Source organism: Bacillus sp. S71 (assembly GCF_016625265.1).
Lineage (GTDB): Bacteria > Bacillota > Bacilli > Bacillales > Bacillaceae_G > Bacillus_A > Bacillus_A cereus.
Map to the genome: position 1 here is coordinate 1 of NZ_JACVUW010000026.1, position 20,438 is coordinate 20,438.

The window sequence follows — 20,438 nt, forward strand, 5'->3', positions numbered from 1 at the left end:
GGGAGAATTAAAGATATGAAAGAGCAAGTATTACAAGTAACAAAAGGTGACTTCGTAGGATCAGCAAGTGGAGCAGTAGTATTAACAGCATTAATCGTATTTTTATCAAGCGTATTAGTATAATAGAAACTTTGTAACAAAAGAAAAAGAGGGGAGAATGAAAGATATGAAAGAGCAAGTATTACAAGTAACAAAAGGTGACTTCGTAGGATCAGCAAGTGGAGCGGTAGTATTAACAGCATTAATCGTATTTCTATCAAGCGTATTAGTATAATAGAAGTTTTAAATCAAATAAAAATGGAAGGAGAATGAGGGATATGAACAGTGAACAAGTGTTTCAAGTAACAAAAACGGATTTATTAGGATCCTTAGGTGGAGCGGTAATATTAACATCATTTATTCTATTCCTTGCAAGTGTATTAGTATGATATATATAAATACAACCATTCAAAAAAAATAAAGACTCTAACGTATTAGTAAGCAGTAAATATGTTGGAGTCTTTTTTATATTCTTCTTATATCCCCTCAAGTATTAAAGTTACCTCATTATCCAGCATGCATGGCTAATTAAACGTTGCGGTTGAAACTTGATTCAACGAATAATCAAAAATCCACTGAATAAAATCCCGCTTTATTTCAAAGAGAAAAAAGTCGAATTTTATATGTAAGAAAAAAAGAGGAATTTGACAGAAAAGATAGAAAATTTTAAAGGTCAGAATTTGTTAGCTTGCTAACTAATTTCTATTAATTAACGTTGGAAGCGTTTTCGGTTGGTTTTAAGTATGGACCATTTAATCTATTTACAGGGGGATGAAGATATTATGAAACAAAAATCTATGGATACGCTAGCTGCACAAATGGAGGACTTTTTTCCAGTACGTGATGTAGATCATTTGGAATTTTACGTAGGGAATGCAAAGCAATCGAGTTATTATCTTGCGAGAGCATTCGGATTCAAAATTGTGGCTTACTCTGGATTAGAAACTGGAAACCGTGAAAAGGTATCTTATGTTCTTGTGCAAAAAAATATGCGTTTCGTTGTGTCTGGAGCTTTAAGTAGTGAAAATCGTATTGCAGAGTTTGTAAAGACTCATGGTGATGGCGTCAAGGATGTGGCACTACTTGTTGATGATGTTGATAAAGCATACTCAGAAGCAGTGAAACGTGGTGCCGTCGCAATTGCTCCACCAGAGGAATTAACAGATGAGGACGGTACATTGAAAAAAGCAGTTATTGGTACGTATGGTGATACAATTCATACGCTTGTAGAGCGTAAAAATTATAAAGGGGCATTTATGCCAGGATTCGAAAAGGTAGAGTTTAATATTCCATTTGAAGAGTCTGGCTTAATTGCTGTCGATCATGTAGTTGGTAATGTTGAAAAAATGGAAGAGTGGGTTAGTTATTACGAGAATGTCATGGGCTTTAAACAAATGATTCATTTTGATGATGATGATATTAGTACAGAGTATTCGGCTTTAATGTCGAAAGTTATGACAAATGGAAGCCGTATTAAGTTTCCTATTAACGAACCAGCAGACGGAAAGAGAAAGTCACAAATTCAAGAGTATCTAGAATTCTATAATGGAGCTGGTGTACAGCATCTTGCTTTATTAACAAGTGATATTGTTAAAACGGTTGAAGCGCTTCGTGCAAATGGGGTGGAGTTTTTAGATACACCTGATACTTATTATGATGAGTTAACTGCACGAGTTGGAAAAATCGATGAAGAAATTGATAAATTAAAAGAATTAAAGATCTTAGTAGATCGTGATGATGAAGGTTACTTGCTACAAATCTTTACGAAACCAATTGTAGATCGCCCGACTTTATTTATTGAAATCATTCAACGTAAAGGTTCTCGTGGATTTGGTGAAGGAAACTTTAAAGCGTTATTCGAATCAATTGAAAGAGAACAAGAGCGTCGCGGAAACTTATAAGATTCATATCCACCAGCAAAAGTCCCTTTGCTGGTGGAAATTTCATTTTTATAAGGAGGAATCAGGATGAAATTTGTTACATTTCGTCTTCCTTCAAAAGAAATACGGGCTGGATGGCTTGAAGGTGACAAAGTAATAGATATGAATCTTGCTAGTGAAGGGAAAATCCCTTCTTCTATAATGGCTTTTTTAGAGAAAACGGATGAGTATGTAGAAGTAGTGCGGAATATTAAGAATCCAAATAAGGGTATATATGCTTTAGAAGAAGTACAATTGACAGCTGCTCTTCCTAATCCGAGTAGTATTCGAGATTTTTACGCATTTGAACAACATGTAAAAACAGCTCGTGGACGAAGAGGACTAGATGTTGTGCCTGAATGGTATGATATTCCGGTTTTTTATTTTACTAATCATCGTGCTGTAATTGGTTCCGGTGATTTTGTAATTGGTCCGAAAAAGTCTAAAAAGCTTGATTACGAGTTGGAGATTGCTTGCGTAATAGGAAAAGAAGGGCGAAATATTTCTCGTGAGCAAGCAGAGGAATATATTTTTGGTTATTGTATTATGAACGATTGGAGTGCGAGAGACTTACAAGCAACAGAAATGAAAGTAGGTCTCGGTCCTGCGAAAGGAAAGGACTTTGCAACTTCGTTAGGAACACATCTTGTTACGAAAGAGGAATTAGATGTTTATCGTAATGGTGATCGATATGATTTAGAAATGACTGCTCATGTAAATGGAAAACTATTATCAAAGGGAAACTTCCAAGATATTTACTATACATTTGCTGAAATGATTGAACGTGCTTCAGAGGACGTGACGTTATATCCAGGAGATGTGATTGGTTCTGGGACAGTAGGAACAGGCTGTATTTTAGAACTTGGTACAGAAGAGTGGCTACAAGATGGAGATGTTGTAGAGCTGTCGATTACTGGTTTAGGTACACTACGTAATACGATCAAAAAAGAAAAGGAAGCGGGTGATGGGCATGTTTTATCGTCACATGGGAGAACTACCTCATAAACGACATGTACAATTTCGTAAAAAAGATGGATCGCTTTATCGTGAACAGGTAATGGGAACGAAAGGATTTTCTGGTACGCAGTCTATTTTGTATCATCACTATATGCCAACAGAAGTAGGTCATTCTGCATTATCGCATTCTTGTCAGTTGCAGTATGAAGAGGATGTTGCTCTTTCTCATCGCCACTTCCGAACGAAAGAAAATAAAAAAAGTGGTGATGCAATAAGTGGACGAAATTTCATACTTGGAAATGAAGATTTGTTAATTGGAGTAGTGAGCCCAACAGAAAAAATGGATTATTTCTATCGTAATGGTGATGGCGACGAAATGTTATTTGTTCATTATGGAACAGGGAAAATTGAAACAATGTTTGGAACGATTCACTATAGAAAAGGCGACTATGTAACGATCCCAATTGGAACGATTTATCGTGTTATTCCAGATGAAGGAGAGACTAAGTTTCTTGTTGTAGAGGCGAATAGCCAAATTACAACGCCGCGTCGTTATCGAAATGAATACGGACAATTGTTAGAGCATAGTCCGTTTTGTGAAAGAGATCTTCGTGGTCCAGAAAAATTAGAGACCTATGATGAAAAAGGCGAGTTTGTCGTAATGACAAAATCAAGAGGCTATATGCATAAACATGTTTTAGGACACCACCCGTTAGATGTTGTTGGATGGGATGGCTATTTATATCCGTGGGTATTTAATGTAGAGGATTTTGAACCAATTACAGGGCGCATTCATCAGCCACCGCCAGTACATCAAACATTTGAAGGGCATAATTTTGTTATTTGCTCTTTCGTACCACGTTTATACGATTATCATCCAGAGTCAATTCCGGCACCATATTATCATAGTAATGTTAATAGTGATGAAGTTCTTTACTATGTAGAAGGAAACTTTATGAGTCGCAAAGGTGTGGAAGAAGGTTCTATTACACTTCATCCGAGCGGGATTCCCCATGGGCCGCATCCGGGGAAAACAGAGGCAAGTATAGGGAAGAAAGAGACACTTGAATTAGCTGTTATGATAGACACATTCCGTCCGCTTCGTATTGTAAAACAAGCACATGAAACAGAAGATGAAAAGTATATGTATAGCTGGATTGAACAAGGTTCATATACTGTGAAATAAGTAAAAAAAGGCATGCTCTCAATAAGGGAGCATGCCTTTTTTGTGGAATCGACATGTATAATAATACCAAAAAGAGTTGTCGAAAGATATATAGAAAGAATGATAAGGATAGTGCATATTCAGAAGAATTTCTACTTGTTTCGACAAAAGTATTGACTAGGAAAAGCGTAATGAGTAAAATAAAAAAGCGAATTAAAAATTTTCAGAAAATTTAAAACTTGGAGGAGTGAAAGATGAAGCAAATTTTTCAAAAGAAGCCAATTGCAAAGTTAATGCAAGAAAGTAAGCAAAAAACGTTAGCGAGAACATTGGGCGCGCTAGATTTAACTATGCTTGGAATCGGAGCAATTGTTGGAACTGGTATTTTTGTTCTAACGGGTGTTGTGGCAGCGAAACATTCTGGGCCAGCTATTATATTATCATTTGCGATTGCTGCGCTAGCTTGTGCCTTTGCTGCATTTTGTTATGCTGAATTTGCTTCTTCAGTTCCTGTCTCGGGCAGTGTGTATACGTATACATACGCGACGATGGGGGAAGTATTCGCATTTTTAATTGGCTGGGACTTAATGCTTGAATATTTACTTGCTACATCTGCTGTAGCAAACGGTTGGTCTGCATATTTTCAATCTTTATTAAAGGGGTTTGGAATCCACATTCCGACTATTCTCTCCTCGGCTCCTGGTACAGGAAAGGGTGGAATAATTGATCTACCTGCAGTTCTAATTATTTTAGTGATGACAGTTCTTTTATCTAGAGGTGTTCGTGAAAGTGCACGAGTAAATAACATTATGGTATTTATTAAAATAGCAGTTGTTCTTATTTTTATTTTTGCTGGTTTTAATTATGTGAAACCTGAAAACTGGACGCCTTTTATGCCATTTGGTTTAGATGGTGTAATGGCTGGAGCGGCCACAGTATTCTTTGCATTTATAGGATTTGATGCAGTTTCAACAGCGGCAGAAGAAGTGAAACGTCCGCAACGTGATTTACCAATTGGTATTATTGCATCGTTATTAATTTGTACAGTTCTTTATATCGTTGTTTCGCTTATTTTGACAGGAATTGTTCCATACGGCCAGCTAAATATATCAGATCCAGTTGCTTTTGCACTGCAATTTATTGGACAAGATGGCTTAGCGGGGGTAATTTCAGTAGGAGCAATTACAGGGATTACAACAGTAATGCTAGTTATGATGTATGGGCAAGTTCGTGTTTCTTATGCGATGAGCCGAGATGGTTTATTACCGAAGCGTCTTGCTAAAGTTCATCCGAAATTTAAAACGCCATTTTTAAATACATGGACAACGGGAATTATTGCGGCACTGATTTCAGGATTAATAGATTTAAATGTTTTAGCACATCTTGTAAACATGGGGACATTGTCAGCATTTGCACTCGTAGCTGTTGCGGTAATTGTAATGAGAAGAACCCATCCAGACTTACCAAGGGCATTTAAGGCTCCGCTTGTACCGTTTTTACCAGCGTTAACAGTGATTTTCTGTTTATACTTAATGCTTCAATTATCGGGGACAGCATGGATTAGTTTTGGGATATGGATGGTTATTGGTATAGCGGTTTACTTCTTATATAGCCGAAAACATAGTGCTTTAAATAATAGTAAAAAAGAAGAAGATGTTGCGAATTTATAAGCGAAAAAAATCCATTCTAATTCTGTTAGAATGGATTTTTTTATTTGAAAATTTACATTTTTCTGAACTTATTATAAGATAATTGTTGGCTAACTAAAGGAGTGAAATGATGAAAAATACGTGGCGTGAGTTAAGGGAGATGGACCGTAACGTATGGATCCGATTTATTGGAGAGACGTTAAATGGAATTGCAATGATGATGTTAATGCCTTTTTTTGCATTATATTTAAAAGATAAGGTAGATTCGTTATTGGAAGTTGGGGTTATTATGGCGCTTTCTCCAATTGCTGCAAGCTTTGGTTCACTTATAGGAGGGAGAATTGCTGACATATATGGAAGAAAGCCGATTATGATATTTTCTATGGCAAGTAATGCATTATTAATGCTCGGTTTTCTATTTATAGAAGGATTTATTCCATATGCAATTTTATCTATTTTTTTAGGATTGAGTAATTCTTTATTTCATCCAGCTGCATCAGCTATGGTCGCAGATGTAACGGCACCAGAAAAAAGAACAGAGGCATATGGTTTATTACGAATGGGACACAATATAGGTGCTGCGATTGGTCCGATAATGGGAGCATCAGTAGTTGTGTTGTCAAAGAATCTTGTGTTTATTATTGCCTCTTCTACAATGCTATTTTATGCGTTACTTGTATTACTTCTTATTCAAGAGACGATGCCAAAGAGGACAGATAAGGAAGAACATAAAGAAAAGGAATCTGGGGCAGTTTGGAAAATTGTCATGCGAGATAAGGCATTAATGATTTACTTATTAGCAGGTATTATCATTTCGATGGGGTTTTCTCAAACAGAAGGCATGTTGCCACTACATTTTGATAACGAAATGAAGCGTACTTTTGGAGCGAATAATCCATATCCATATTTAATGGCGTTAAACGGACTATTAGTTGTTTTATTCCAATTTCAAATTTCAAAATGGGCTACGGATAAACCAGTCGGGAAGACGATGTTATATGGTGCATGTTTGTTCGGGATTGGATTATTTTTTATAGGGTGGTTACCGAAGTGGTTTGGAGAGTTTAATACAAATGCTACAGTTATTTTAATAACACTACTGTTCGTTTATGCTATATATACGTTAGGTGAGATGATTATGTCGCCTGTACAGATGACATTTGTAGCAAACTTGGCCCCTGAGCATTTGAGAGGGACTTATATGGGCGCTGCAAGTTTGCAGTGGATTACAGGAAGCGCATTTGGTCCACTTTTGGGAGGCTTTTTATTAGATCGATTACTTGGCCACTTGCTATTTACAATTTTAGCTGTAGGATGTGTAGTTGCAGGTATTGTATATATTTCTTTAGATCGCCTTGTTGAGCAAAGGCAAAAAGATACACTAACCAAGCAATCTTCTTAGTAAATAGGTGACATACACAAAAAAGGGGATTTCTACATATTTTAGGTACATAACTAGATAGGATTACCATTTCATTTTAAAATTCACCTTTGTATAGTAGTGGAATAGAAAAAGTGTAGAAAACCAATAAGTGGTGTCATTTAATTATTTGTGGAAGTTACATTTTATTTCAAATAGGAACTACCTATTTTTATAAAAAGTGCTAAAATAGAAAAATGAAAACAATTGGTTAGGGTGATTTCAGTGACAAAAATTAAATTAGGTTTATTATATGGTGGAAAATCAGCTGAGCATCAAGTTTCGTTACAGACGGCTCTTGCTGCTATTAAAGCGTTAAATCAAGATAAATTCGAGATTCATCCAATTTATATTACAGAACAAGGTCAATGGGTACGTGGTGAGCGTATTGAAGGTGAAGTAACAGATGTTGAAGCTTTAAAAATGAGTGGTGCAGAAAATGCGATTTCTCCGTTATCATTAAGTACAGAGATTATTCCATCTGCAGCTTCTGAGGAAAACGCTATTGACGTTATTTTCCCATTACTACATGGACCAAACGGTGAAGATGGAACGGTTCAAGGATTATTAGAATTGATGAATATTCCGTATGTAGGAAATGGTGTTCTAGCATCATCTGCTGGTATGGATAAAGTTGTTATGAAAAACATCTTTGCAGAGGCTGGTTTAAAACAAGCAAAATATGCGTCTTTCATTCGCAGTGCATGGGAAAAAGATCGTCAGGAAGCTTATTCTAAAGTAGAAGATAAGTTAGGATATCCTTGTTTCGTAAAACCAGCAAACCTTGGTTCAAGTGTTGGTATTAATAAGTGTAAAAATCGTGAAGAACTTGAGAATGCATTTGTAGAGGCATTCCAATTTGATCGCAAAATTATTGTAGAAGAAAATATTGTAGGTCGTGAAGTAGAAGTTGGGGTACTAGGTAATGATGAGCCGAAATGTTCAGTTGTAGGTGAAATCGTTCCGAAAAAGGACTTCTATGATTATAAGTCGAAATATATCGATGGTGATACGGCGTTAATTATTCCAGCTGAAATGACAGAAGAAGAATCTGATGTGATTAAGCGTGATGCAATTATTGCGTTCCAATCATTAGATGGTGCAGGCTTAACGCGAGCTGATTTCTTCTTAACGAAAGACGGAGAAGTGTATATTAACGAAGTAAACACTATGCCAGGATTTACACCGTTTAGTATGTTCCCTCTATTATGGCAACATACTGGGTTACCGTATCCAGAGTTAATCGAAGAGTTAATTCGTTTAGCGATTGAACGTCACGAAGAAAAACAAAAAATTAAATATACAATCTAACAAAAAAAGGAGGAAGCACTATTCGTAGGAATAGTGCTTCCTCTATGTAAGGAGCGTTTCTATATGATAAAGCGAATGTTAAAGCAAGTAGAACAGATGGTAAATGGTACTGGATTAGCAGAGCAATATGAGGGAACTATTATTCAAGGCGTGTCTATTGATACGAGAAAAATTGAAAAAGGAAACTTATATGTTCCGATTCAAGGGGAGCGTTTCGATGGACATGCTTTTGTAGATAAAGCAGTTGAAAATGGAGCTGTAGCTACATTGTGGATGAAAGATGTAGCAAATCCACCCGAGAATCTTCCGGTTATTTTTGTAGAAGATACGCTATCTGCACTGCAAATGTTAGCGAAAAACTATCGCGATCAATTGGATGTTAAAGTTGTTGGTGTGACAGGTAGTAACGGTAAAACATCCACGAAAGATATTGTGACAAGTATTCTCGCGACTAAGTTCAAAGTTCAAAAAACAGAAGGAAATTTCAATAACCATATTGGGTTACCTCTCACTATTTTAAACTTAGAAGAAAATACAGAAGTAGCTGTATTAGAAATGGGTATGTCAAGCCGAGGAGAGATTGAATTTTTATCTAAGTTAGCTCGTCCTAATGCAGCTATCATTACGAATATTGGTGAAGCACATTTAATGGATTTAGGATCTCGTGAGGCCATTGCTGAAGCGAAATTAGAAATTGTTACAGGGTTACAAGAAGGTGGCGTGTTCGTATATAATGGAGATGAGCCGTTATTAACGAATCGTGTTCCTGAAATGAATTTAGCAGCGGAAACAGTTACGTTTGGTGATGCAAGAGCCAACGATTACTATCCAACAACTGTAACATTACAGGCAACTGGGACACATTTTAAAATGAATAGAGATGAAAATATTTCATTCTACCTACCGGTGTTAGGAAAACATAATGTGTACAATACACTTGCTTCAATGGCAATTGCGACACATTTTGGTGTGACGTGGGAAGAAATGAAACAAGGTTTAGTAACACTTCAAATGACGGGCATGCGTATGGAGATTGTAAAAACGGATAGTGGATTAACAATTATCAACGATGCTTATAATGCAAGTCCGACGGCTATGGAGGCAGCATTCCATTTAATGAATGGTTTAGATGGATTTACTAAAAAAATCGTTGTGCTTGGTGATATGTTAGAACTTGGAAATCAAGAAGTGCAGTTCCATTATGAGGTAGGTAAATTAATCGATCCAGCAAAAATCTCACATGTATTCACATACGGTAGATTAGGAGCTCAAATTGCTGAAGGAGCAAAAATTAATTTCCCTAATGAACGTGTAAAGGCGTATGATAATAAAGAAGAGTTAGTAAGAGATTTACAAGCAGTAGTCGATGCGAAAGATGTTGTATTAATAAAAGCATCTCGCGGTATGAAATTAGAAGAAGTAATTACGATGTTGAAATAATTGGTGTATATAAATAGGGATGATAGTCACGAAAATAGAAGAAACTTATAATAAGCGCTTACAGTAAATGATAAAAAAATAAAAGTAAAGAAAAAGGCCCTGAATATAAAATAAGGTAACAGTTGGGTTTGCTTTTTACACATACAAAACTTATAATTGATAAAGTGTAATAACGTTTAGAAGTATTTTCGTGAAGAATATACGCCCGGTTATATACGTGAGCATTCAGGAAAAGGGCTTTTCCGCAAATTCGGAAAACGCCTTTTTTTAAATGATAAGTATAGGATAGAAAAGGAGAAGTAACATTGACAACATTTCGAGAATTAGGATTAAGTGAGTCTTTACTGCAATCGGTTGAAAGTATGGGCTTTGAAGAGGCTACGCCGATTCAAGCTGAAACAATTCCACATGCATTGCAAGGTAAGGATATTATTGGGCAAGCGCAAACAGGTACAGGGAAAACAGCAGCATTCGGATTACCACTATTAGATAAAGTGGATACAAATAAAGAAGCAGTTCAAGGTATTGTTATCGCGCCAACGCGTGAATTAGCAATTCAAGTTGGAGAAGAGCTATACAAAATTGGTAAACATAAACGTGTTCGTATTTTACCAATTTATGGTGGTCAAGATATTAACCGCCAAATTCGTGCTCTAAAAAAACACCCACACATTATTGTTGGTACGCCGGGTCGTATTTTAGATCATATTAACCGTAAAACACTTCGCTTACAAAACGTAGAGACTGTTGTTCTTGATGAAGCGGATGAAATGTTAAACATGGGCTTCATTGAAGATATTGAAGCGATTTTAACAGATGTGCCAGAAACACATCAAACATTATTATTCTCAGCGACAATGCCAGATCCAATCCGTCGTATTGCTGAGCGTTTCATGACTGAGCCTCAACACATTAAAGTAAAAGCAAAAGAAGTAACAATGCCAAACATTCAGCAGTTCTATTTAGAAGTGCAAGAAAAGAAAAAGTTTGACGTGTTAACACGCTTACTAGATATTCAATCTCCAGAGCTTGCGATCGTATTCGGTCGTACAAAGCGTCGTGTTGATGAATTATCAGAAGCATTAAACTTACGTGGTTATGCAGCAGAAGGTATTCATGGTGACTTAACACAGGCGAAACGTATGTCTGTATTACGTAAATTTAAAGAAGGTGCTATTGAAGTTCTTGTTGCAACAGACGTTGCTGCACGTGGTCTTGATATTTCAGGCGTAACACACGTATACAACTTCGATATCCCACAAGATCCAGAATCATACGTTCACCGTATCGGTCGTACTGGCCGTGCAGGTAAAAAAGGTATTGCAATGTTATTTGTAACACCACGTGAATCAGGACAATTAAAAAATATCGAGCGTACAACAAAGCGTAAAGTTGATCGTATGGAAGCACCGACACTTGATGAGGCATTAGAAGGTCAACAACGTTTAATCGCTGAAAAACTTCAAAGCACAATCCAAAATGAGAACTTATCATACTACAAGCGTATTGCAGAAGAAATGTTAGAAGAGAATGACTCTGTAACAGTAGTAGCTGCCGCTTTAAAAATGATGACTAAAGAGCCGGATACAACTCCGATCGCTTTAACATCAGAACCACCAGTTGTTTCAAGAGGTGGCGGTTCTAAAAAACGTGGCGGTAACGGAGGCGGATACCGTGATGGTAACCGTAATCGTAGTCGTGACGGACGTGGCGGTGGCGATGGTCGTAACCGTGATGGACGTAATCGTGACGGAAACCGTGATCGCAATCGTGATGGAAACCGTGATCGTAATCGTGATGGTGGTAGTCGTGGTCGTAGAGGTGAAGGTCAAGGTCGCCCAGGATCTTCAAATGGACGCGGCGAAAGAAAACATCATAGCCGTCCACAAGCTTAATAAAAAAGAGAATGCCCTTTGTTGGCATTCTCTTTTTTTATTTCTGTAATTGTGCATACTACATAGTAGTTATGATAGAAAAGGGGCTGTTATATGCTTGTAAGGCTTGGTTACGTTGCGATGAGTGTGCATTTGAAGAATGCATCCCCATCTCAAACGATGACGTACGCACAGTTTCAGAAAATAGATGATCGTGATGCTGCAATTCGTAAACTTGAAAGAATTGCTAATTCCAATTTGGAAAATTGTTTACGTTTATTAAAGCACAATAAGGGACATGACATATCTTTCTTTCGGCTTAGTTCTAAGCTCATTCCTTTAGCGAATCATGAGGAATTGCTAGAGTGGAACTATATTCGTCCTTTAAAAGAAAAATTGAAAGAATTAGGTGAATATGCAATTCATATGAATATGCGAATTGATTTCCATCCAGATCATTTTGTTGTACTAAATTCACCTGAGGAGAGTGTTTTTAAACAATCTGTAAAGACATTGCAGATGCACAAAAAATTATTAAAAGGCATGGGGATTGAACATAAGCAACGATGTGTACTACATGTTGGAGGAGGGTATAAAGATAAAGAACTTGCATTAGAGCGTTTTATAGAGAATTGGTCTAATGTCCCAAGGGGTATTCAAGAAATGATTATATTAGAAAATGATGATACAACTTTTACGTTAGAGGAAACATTATATTTAGGAGAAAAATTAGATATTCCCGTCGTGTTTGATTTGCATCACCATATGATGAATAATGAGCAAGAAGATTGGTATGAAGATTGGGCACGTGTTGTTCATACGTGGGAAACATCTTTGTTACCGGTTAAAATGCATATCTCTAGCCCTAGAGAGGGAAAAGATCCAAGAGCTCATGCAGATTATATTAATGTAGACGCATTTTTATCTTTTTTAAGAAGGATAAAGGGAAGTGTTCCGCAAATTGATTGTATGATTGAGGCGAAGATGAAGGATGAGTCTTTATTTCAATTAATGAGGGATTTAAACGAACAGGTAGATGTAGAAATTATCGATGGTGCAAGCTTTTATATTAAATAAGCTTTGCACCATCGTTTTTTTTTGTTAAAAAGGGAGTTAAAATGCCGCCGGTTATTAAACCTGTTAAATGACTGATCGGATTGGCGGAAGGATTAAAGAAAGTAAATAGCAGTAATAGAAGTATCATAATTGAGAAAATGGCAATTTCTTTTGGTTTTGAAGAGCGGTATCGATTGTACAATAAAAATAATTGTGCGCCTAATAGTCCGAAAATACCACCTGATGCACCTGCGTGAATATATTCAGGAGGCATAATAATATAGGAAGAAATATTTCCGGAAATTCCAGAAAGAAAAAATAGAATAAAAAAAGAAAAGTGTCCGAGTTGCTTTTCGATAGAAGAACCAAGTGCAAACAAAAAAATACTATTAGAAAGAAAATGTTGTAAGTCTACGTGTACCAGAAGGGAAGTTATGACACGCCACCATTCTCCTTTAGCGATATATTCATTAGAGGCTGCCATTGGGAAGAGGAAAAAGTCGCCTAATATCATCATGACTAAGTGAATAAAAAGTAAGGTGAGAATAGTCGGTTGTAAAGAAATCTGAGTAGATCTTATTAGCATACGGTTACTATCACCCCTTTTGCATCAGAAAGATTCTCTGTTATTCTTATCAATATGAAAGAAGAAAGTTAAATAGAAGAAGGGGATTTTGAAATGATTATAGGGATTGGAATCGATATTATTGAATTAAATCGTATTGAAAAAATGCTAGATGGAAAGCTTAAATTTATGGAACGTATTTTAACAGAAAATGAACGTAATGTTGCTATGGAGCTGAAAGGAAGTCGTCTTACAGAGTTTGTAGCTGGAAGGTTTGCAGCGAAAGAGGCGTATTCAAAAGCTGTAGGTACTGGTATCGGGAAAGAAGTGAGCTTTTTAGATATTGAAGTGAAAAATGATGAAAGAGGTAAGCCGATTCTGATTACAAGTACAGAGTGTGTTGTTCATTTATCAATTAGTCATAGTAAGGAATTTGCTGTTGCTCAAGTTGTTTTAGAAAGCTCGTCACGCTAGTCTGCATATTTTATATCTTTGTCTCATATATTTGAGGTAGCGATAAGGAAGGTACATCTTCCATTCATTTATAGGGGCAAAGGGGCTGAAGTGATGAAAAGGCGTCTGTTTTTAGTTCTTGTCGGTTTGTTGACCGTTTTTGTGTTGGCGGGTTGTGTGGAAAAGAAACAAGATGATGTCGTGAGAGATTTAGAGGCAAAAGTAAAAGGGATGAAAAGTTATCAAGCTGAAGCGAAATTATCTATTAAAACAGGAAATGAGCCTCAGGAGTATAATGTAGAGATTTGGCATAAGGAACCGTCTTTTTATCGTGTGAATTTAAAGAATGCAAAAAAAGATCAGAGCCAAATCATTTTAAGAAATGAAGAAGGTGTATTTGTATTAACGCCAGCACTTAATAAGAGCTTCCGTTTTCAAAGTGATTGGCCGCAAAATAGCAGCCAAGCTTATTTATATGAATCACTTGTAAGAGATATTTTGCAGGATAAGAAAAACCTTACTTTCGAGAAAACAGATAAGTATTATATTTTTAAAACAAAAACAAACTATCAACATCAAAATATGTTGCCGAAACAAGAGATTACGCTGAAGAAGAGCGATTTGACTCCAGTTTCAGTGAAGTTAATGGATAATGATCAAAATGTTCTTGTAAAAGTAGATTTCTCTAAGGTGAAATTCGATGCGAAATTTGATAAAGGTGCATTTGATACGAAACAAAATATGTCTAGAGCGCAGGTAGATGTTCAAACAACAGCGAAAGAAGACAAACCGTTTGCTATTTTGTATCCACTTGATACACCGCAAGGTATGACTCTGCAAGATGAAAAAGAGTTGAAGACAGACAGTGGCAAGCGTGCGATACTCACATACACTGGAAATAAGAAATCCTTTACTTTAATACAAGAAAAGGCAAAAGTTGCAGAGGCTTCATCAGCGGTAAGTGTAAGTGGAGAACCAGTTGATCTTGGGTTTACGATTGGTGCATTGACGAAAGACTCTGTAACGTGGTCGCATAACGGAGTAGAATATATGCTCGTGTCTAAAGGTTTAGAGCCGAAGGAGCTACTAATGGTTGCTCGTTCAGTTACAGCGAAGCAGGTGAAGTAGACTTCTTAGACGTGGTGATATATGTGCACCACGTCTTTTCTTAGTTTGAAGGTGGATTTCATAAAAGAAGCATATAAAAGAATAAGCTTCGCATATCGTGTATAAGGAAGTGTATTTATGGAAGAAGCACCATTTTACCGTGACACTTGGGTGGAAGTGGATTTAGATGCCATTTATAACAACGTTACACATATTAAAGAGTTCATCCCAAGTGATGTAGAGATTTTTGCTGTAGTTAAAGCAAACGCGTATGGGCACGATTATGTACCGGTGGCTAAAACGGCATTAGAAGCGGGTGCAACAAGGTTAGCTGTGGCTTTTTTAGATGAGGCTTTAGTGCTTCGGAGGGCTGGTATTACTGTGCCGATTTTAGTGTTAGGTCCCTCGCCGCCGCGTGATGTAAATGTAGCTGCTGAAAATGATGTAGCGCTAACTGTTTTTCAAAAAGAATGGGTGGACGAAGCAATTAAACTTTGGGATGGTTCATCTGTAATGAAATTCCATATTAACTTTGATAGTGGTATGGGGAGGATTGGAATACGTGAAAGAAAAGAACTGAAAGCATTTTTAAAGAGTTTAGAAGGTGCACCGTTTTTAGAGTTAGAAGGAGTATACACGCATTTTGCAACGGCAGATGAGGTTGAGACTTCGTATTTTGATAAGCAATATAACACGTTCTTAGAGCAGTTAAGTTGGTTGAAAGAATTCGGAGTGGATCCTAAGTTTGTCCATACAGCTAATAGTGCTGCCACGTTACGTTTTCAAGGGATTACATTTAATGCAGTGCGAATTGGGATTGCAATGTATGGATTATCTCCTTCTGTAGAAATACGTCCTTTTTTACCATTTGAATTAGAACCGGCGCTATCACTGCATACGAAAGTAGCTCATATTAAACAGGTGATTAAAGGTGATGGAATTAGTTATAACGTCACTTATCGAACGAAAACTGAAGAATGGATCGCGACTGTAGCGATTGGTTATGCAGATGGATGGCTTAGAAGATTACAAGGATTTGAAGTGCTTATAAATGGTAAAAGGGTACCGATTGTAGGGCGAGTAACAATGGATCAGTTCATGATTCATCTTCCTTGTGAAGTGCCGCTTGGTACGAAAGTTACGCTTATTGGAAGGCAGGGAGATGAGTATATTAGCGCTACAGAGGTTGCGGAATATTCAGGGACTATTAATTATGAAATTATTGCAACGATCAGTTTCCGTGTGCCAAGAATATTTATACGGAATGGTAAGGTTGTAGAGATAATTAATTACTTGAACAATATATAGAAGGTAGTATGATTGCTTCTTGTCATTGGAGTGACTGTTCATTGCTGGATAATAAGCTCTTTTTGATGAGAAGCTTTTTACTTATAATCATTTTTTATATAAGTTACACGTAAGTTTTGAAGAGGAGTTCTATTGTTTTTAGTTAGTTATGAGATAAAAAATTTAAGAAGATGAATGTTTTGTTTATGAATTGGAAAACATAAGCAAGGAATAAGGAAGTCTTTGCAACAGGCTCCATACAATGGTATTATTACAATAGGTGTCATATATATATTTGGGTGTGTAGTTGACGGTGGAGGTGTATTTTTGTGTCCGAATCAAGTGTAACTACTGAAATCGTGGTTCGGTTGCCAAAGCAAATGGTAACGGAATTGGACGGAATTGGAAAACAAGAGAATAAGAATCGCCATGAACTAATTTGCCAGGCAACACAATTGTTATTGCGTCAACATAAGACGAAGAAACGCTACCAACATGAATCAATGCGACGTGGGTATATTGAAATGGGAAAAATTAATCTTGGTATTGCATCTGAAGCTTTCTTAGCGGAGTATGAAGCAGCTCATACAGTAGAACGCTTAGTTAGCGGGGGGTAATATTTTGATTGTAAAACGTGGCGACGTGTATTTTGCAGACCTTTCCCCAGTTGTTGGTTCTGAGCAAGGAGGCGTTCGTCCGGTTCTTGTCATTCAAAATGACATCGGAAATCGTTTTAGTCCAACGGTGATTGTAGCGGCTATTACTGCACAGATTCAAAAAGCGAAATTACCCACTCATGTGGAAATTGATGCGAAAAAGTATGGTTTTGAGAGAGATTCTGTTATTTTACTTGAGCAGATTCGAACAATCGATAAGCAACGCTTAACGGACAAAATCACTCATTTAGATGAAGTGATGATGAGTCGTGTAGATGAAGCGTTACAAATTAGTTTAGGACTAATAGATTTTTAAATCGGCAGTTTAAGTTGCTCTCTTTGAAGGGCAACTTTTTTTTATTATAGAGGAGGTTACGGTTGTATATGGAAATGGTAGATAATCGACAAGCGTTAATGAAAATGTTAGTGAAAGAATTAGGCTTTAGCGAAAAGCAAGTTCGTCATGTTATTCAATTAACAGAAGAAGGTAACACAGTTCCATTTATTGCTCGTTACCGAAAAGAATGGACAGGCTCTTTAGATGAGGTGCAAATTCGTGCGATTTTAGAGAGATGGCAATATATGATGCAACTTGAAGATAGGAAGGAAGAAGTTATTCGTCTTATTGATGAGAAGGGAAAACTGACAGGAGAGCTGAGACAGCAAATTGTTAAAGCTACAAAGTTGCAGGAAGTAGAAGATTTGTATCGTCCATATAAAGAGAAAAGAAGAACGAAAGCGACGATTGCAAAAGAAAAAGGGTTAGAACCGTTAGCTGAATGGTTGTTGTTATATAAGAAAGAAGATCCGGCTAAAAAGGCAGTGGAATTTATTAATGCAGAGAAAGAAGTGCAATCTGCAGAAGAAGCTTTACAAGGCGCACAAGACATTATTGCAGAAATGATTTCAGATGAAGCTACGTATCGTAGTTGGATTCGAAATATTACTTTTAGAAAAGGTATTATGTCTTCGTCTGTAAAAGGTGAAGAAAAAGATGAAAAGAATATATATGAAATGTATTACAGTTATGAAGAACCATTGCAAAAAGTAGTACCACATCGTGTATTAGCAATGAATCGCGGTGAGAAAGAAGATATATTGAGAGTTTCTGTTGTCCCACCAGTAGATGAGATATTAAATTTCTTATATAAGAAAGTAATTCGTGATAACGATTCTAAAAGTGCGCATTATGTACAATTAGCGATTGAAGATGGTTATAAACGATTAATTCAATCTTCAATCGAAAGAGAAATTCGTAAAGAATTAACAGAAACAGCTGAAGAACAAGCGATACATATTTTCTCTGAGAACTTACGTAACTTATTATTACAACCTCCGATGAAAGGGAAAGTCGTGCTAGCGGTAGACCCGGCATATAGAACTGGTTGTAAATTATCTGTAGTAGATGATACGGGGAAAGTACTACATATTGATGTTATTTATCCGCATCCGCCTGTTCGTAAATATGATGACGCAAAAACGAAAGTTCTTTCTATTATAGATAAATATCAAGTTGAAATGATTGCAATTGGTAATGGGACAGCATCTAGAGAAACAGAGGAATTTATAGTAGATGTATTACAAAGTGTGAAACAGGAAGTCTTTTATATTATTGTAAATGAAGCGGGTGCTAGTGTATATTCAGCTTCTGATTTAGCTCGTGAAGAATTCCCGAATTTACAAGTTGAAGAGAGAAGTGCCGTTTCTATTGGAAGACGTCTGCAAGATCCACTGGCTGAACTTGTGAAAATTGATCCTAAATCAGTTGGGGTTGGACAATACCAACATGATGTATCTCAAAAGAGATTGAATGAGTCATTAACATTTGTAGTAGAGACAGCTGTTAACCAAGTTGGGGTTAATGTAAATACGGCTTCGGTTGCATTGTTACAATATGTTTCAGGTTTATCGAAAACTGTTGCGAAAAATATTGTGGCAAAGAGAGAAGAGGATGGGAAATTCACAAAGCGCACGGAATTAAAGAAAATCCCACGTTTAGGTGCAAAGACGTACGAACAATGTATAGGTTTCTTGCGTATATTAGAAGGAGCGAATCCGTTAGATCGAACAGGTATTCATCCCGAACAATATAAAAATGTTGAATTGTTATTGAAGAGTTTAGGGTTATCGATAGATGACGTAGGACAACCGCAATTACAAAAGAGATTGGAAGAAGTAGAGATTTCTAAGTTGTCTCAAGAAACGGGGGTTGGGGAGCCGACGTTAGTTGATATTATAGATGCGCTCATTAGCCCAGAACGAGATATGAGGGATGAGTTGCCTAAACCACTTCTGAAAAAAGGGATTTTGAAATTAGAAGATTTAAAACGTGGTATGGAACTAGAAGGAACAGTGCGTAACGTTGTTGATTTTGGTGCTTTTGTTGATGTAGGCGTAAAGCAAGATGGTTTAGTGCATATTTCTAAGCTTAGTAAACAGTTTGTAAAGCATCCGTTAGATGTTGTATCAGTAGGACAAATTGTAAAAGTATGGGTAGATGATATTGATACAAAAAAAGGACGCGTTGCACTATCTATGTTGCCGATTGAATAGTAAGAGAAGAGAGCAGATGAAACTGCTCTTTTTTTATAGAATAAAAAGTGTAATGGATTATGAGTTTTGATGTATTTTGCTATAATAAAACCAGCATTCATTTAGCAATTTAATTTGATACCGGTTTTTTTCGAAATATGCACGTTGCATCTGTTTTTTTAGCCACGTAGGCATAGGAATCCCTCCTTGTTTAATCCTACTCTCAAAAATCTAAAGTGCTATTGATGAGAGGTTGGTGAGTGGATTTCTATTCATGTTGTGTTTTTAGAAACCACGCGTCTTGAATGAGGATGGGTATATGTACTATTTAATATATGTATAAGAAGCGTGAAAAGTGTAAAAATATTTTTTTGTTTAGGAGGAATGAGAATGGACGAGGAAGAAATTCAACGGCTAGTGGAAGAAGTATCGCTACAATACTTCGGAATGCCGTTTTTACATAAAGCAACGTTCAATAGTAGGCTGCGTACAACTGGTGGGCGTTATTTGTTGAAGAGTCACGATGTTGAACTGAATTATCGATATTACGAAATGTATGGTAAGGAGGAGTTAATCGGAATCATCAAACATGAACTGTGTCATTATCACTTGCATATTACAGGAAGAGGGTATAAGCACAGGGACAGAGATTTTCGTGAGTTGTTAAAGAAAGTTGATGCACCTCGTTTTTGTAAACGAATGATTAATGAAGAGAAGGAAAAAAAGATTTATAAGTATGAATGTATGGAGTGTTTACTTCAATATGTAAGAAGGCGTCAAATAAATACAAAAAGATATGTCTGCGGAAAGTGTAAAGGGAAACTCAAACCGATATCGAAAACATCTTGACAGTAAAAACGCAATCCAGTATATTATAAACATGTCACGTTTGAACAAGATGTTGTTAAAAACTTCTTGACTTACAGAAAGAATTTTTATAAGATACAAATTGTCTTCATTATTCCGCAGTAGCTCAGTGGTAGAGCTATCGGCTGTTAACCGATCGGT

Annotated in this window: 21 protein-coding genes; 19 read left to right on the forward strand and 2 right to left on the reverse strand. The window is 36.6% G+C overall.

Annotated elements, in window-relative coordinates; translation table 11 throughout:
- Window positions 1-15 precede the first annotated feature (15 nt).
- The 12 genes from IBT51_RS26510 (at window position 16) to uvsE (ending at window position 12,851) form a co-directional block, all read left to right on the forward strand.
- A complete protein-coding gene (locus IBT51_RS26510) occupies window positions 16-123 on the forward strand; it encodes a DUF3948 family protein (protein WP_000664237.1) in 108 nt (35 codons plus the stop codon).
- Between the two features lie 34 nt (window positions 124-157).
- A complete protein-coding gene (locus IBT51_RS26515; RefSeq protein ID WP_000654250.1) occupies window positions 158-274 on the forward strand; it encodes a DUF3948 family protein in 117 nt (38 codons plus the stop codon).
- A gap of 43 nt (window positions 275-317) precedes the next feature.
- On the forward strand, window positions 318-428 hold the full coding sequence (locus tag IBT51_RS26520; RefSeq protein WP_001083691.1) for a DUF3948 family protein: 111 nt from the start codon (window positions 318-320) through the stop codon (window positions 426-428).
- A 393-nt stretch (window positions 429-821) separates the two neighbouring features.
- Window positions 822-1,940 carry a 4-hydroxyphenylpyruvate dioxygenase gene (gene hppD / locus IBT51_RS26525; protein WP_053565411.1) on the forward strand — a complete coding sequence of 373 codons (1,119 nt, stop codon included), beginning with the start codon at window positions 822-824 and terminating at the stop codon, window positions 1,938-1,940.
- 66 nt (window positions 1,941-2,006) lie between these two features.
- A complete protein-coding gene (locus IBT51_RS26530) occupies window positions 2,007-2,963 on the forward strand; it encodes a fumarylacetoacetate hydrolase family protein (RefSeq protein WP_053565410.1) in 957 nt (318 codons plus the stop codon).
- Window positions 2,929-4,101 (forward strand): homogentisate 1,2-dioxygenase, encoded by a 1,173-nt coding sequence (locus tag IBT51_RS26535; protein WP_014481934.1) that lies wholly within the window; start codon window positions 2,929-2,931, stop codon window positions 4,099-4,101. Before IBT51_RS26530 ends, IBT51_RS26535 begins: the two co-directional genes overlap by 35 nt.
- Window positions 4,102-4,334: 233 nt before the next feature.
- Entirely contained in the window at window positions 4,335-5,750 is a 1,416-nt protein-coding gene (gene bcaP / locus IBT51_RS26540; protein ID WP_000809361.1) for a branched-chain amino acid transporter BcaP, read from the forward strand.
- Window positions 5,751-5,859: 109 nt separating this feature from the next.
- Window positions 5,860-7,131, forward strand: coding sequence for an MDR family MFS transporter (locus IBT51_RS26545; RefSeq protein WP_069354765.1), 1,272 nt, complete (start codon window positions 5,860-5,862; stop codon window positions 7,129-7,131).
- A 243-nt stretch (window positions 7,132-7,374) separates the two neighbouring features.
- A complete protein-coding gene (locus IBT51_RS26550; RefSeq protein WP_071731892.1) occupies window positions 7,375-8,460 on the forward strand; it encodes a D-alanine--D-alanine ligase in 1,086 nt (361 codons plus the stop codon).
- 63 nt (window positions 8,461-8,523) lie between these two features.
- Window positions 8,524-9,900, forward strand: coding sequence for a UDP-N-acetylmuramoyl-tripeptide--D-alanyl-D-alanine ligase (gene murF / locus IBT51_RS26555; RefSeq protein ID WP_000595969.1), 1,377 nt, complete (start codon window positions 8,524-8,526; stop codon window positions 9,898-9,900).
- A 305-nt stretch (window positions 9,901-10,205) separates the two neighbouring features.
- Window positions 10,206-11,795 carry a degradosome RNA helicase CshA gene (gene cshA, locus IBT51_RS26560; protein WP_000206602.1) on the forward strand — a complete coding sequence of 530 codons (1,590 nt, stop codon included), beginning with the start codon at window positions 10,206-10,208 and terminating at the stop codon, window positions 11,793-11,795.
- Window positions 11,796-11,888: 93 nt separating this feature from the next.
- Window positions 11,889-12,851, forward strand: a complete 963-nt coding sequence (gene uvsE, locus IBT51_RS26565; RefSeq protein ID WP_000961144.1) for a UV DNA damage repair endonuclease UvsE — start codon at window positions 11,889-11,891, stop codon at window positions 12,849-12,851.
- On the opposite strand, the gene IBT51_RS26570 is transcribed toward uvsE, so the two are convergent.
- A complete protein-coding gene (locus tag IBT51_RS26570) occupies window positions 12,844-13,416 on the reverse strand; it encodes a rhomboid family intramembrane serine protease (protein ID WP_088025511.1) in 573 nt (190 codons plus the stop codon). The genes uvsE and IBT51_RS26570 overlap by 8 nt on opposite strands.
- 93 nt (window positions 13,417-13,509) lie before the next feature.
- On the opposite strand from IBT51_RS26570, the gene acpS reads away from it, so the two are divergent.
- The 6 genes from acpS (at window position 13,510) to IBT51_RS26600 (ending at window position 19,451) form a co-directional block, all read left to right on the forward strand.
- Entirely contained in the window at window positions 13,510-13,869 is a 360-nt protein-coding gene (gene acpS, locus IBT51_RS26575) for a holo-ACP synthase (protein WP_053565408.1), read from the forward strand.
- Window positions 13,870-14,025: 156 nt separating this feature from the next.
- A complete protein-coding gene (locus tag IBT51_RS26580; protein WP_002094231.1) occupies window positions 14,026-14,976 on the forward strand; it encodes a LolA family protein in 951 nt (316 codons plus the stop codon).
- A gap of 117 nt (window positions 14,977-15,093) precedes the next feature.
- Window positions 15,094-16,263: an alanine racemase gene (gene alr, locus IBT51_RS26585; RefSeq protein ID WP_000390593.1), complete on the forward strand. Its 1,170-nt coding sequence runs from the start codon at window positions 15,094-15,096 to the stop codon at window positions 16,261-16,263.
- Window positions 16,264-16,571: 308 nt separating this feature from the next.
- Complete coding sequence (locus IBT51_RS26590; protein WP_000004570.1) at window positions 16,572-16,859, forward strand: antitoxin EndoAI; 288 nt, start codon at window positions 16,572-16,574, stop codon at window positions 16,857-16,859.
- A gap of 4 nt (window positions 16,860-16,863) precedes the next feature.
- Complete coding sequence (ndoA, locus tag IBT51_RS26595; protein WP_000635965.1) at window positions 16,864-17,214, forward strand: type II toxin-antitoxin system endoribonuclease NdoA; 351 nt, start codon at window positions 16,864-16,866, stop codon at window positions 17,212-17,214.
- 68 nt (window positions 17,215-17,282) lie between these two features.
- Window positions 17,283-19,451: a Tex family protein gene (locus IBT51_RS26600; protein ID WP_000426207.1), complete on the forward strand. Its 2,169-nt coding sequence runs from the start codon at window positions 17,283-17,285 to the stop codon at window positions 19,449-19,451.
- Window positions 19,452-19,508: 57 nt separating this feature from the next.
- On the opposite strand, the gene cmpA is transcribed toward IBT51_RS26600, so the two are convergent.
- Window positions 19,509-19,625, reverse strand: coding sequence for a cortex morphogenetic protein CmpA (gene cmpA, locus IBT51_RS26605; RefSeq protein ID WP_001143640.1), 117 nt, complete (start codon window positions 19,623-19,625; stop codon window positions 19,509-19,511).
- 195 nt (window positions 19,626-19,820) lie between these two features.
- Between cmpA and IBT51_RS26610 the strand changes: the two genes are divergently transcribed.
- Window positions 19,821-20,279: a SprT family protein gene (locus tag IBT51_RS26610; protein WP_098853182.1), complete on the forward strand. Its 459-nt coding sequence runs from the start codon at window positions 19,821-19,823 to the stop codon at window positions 20,277-20,279.
- The last annotated feature ends 159 nt before the right edge of the window (window positions 20,280-20,438 follow it).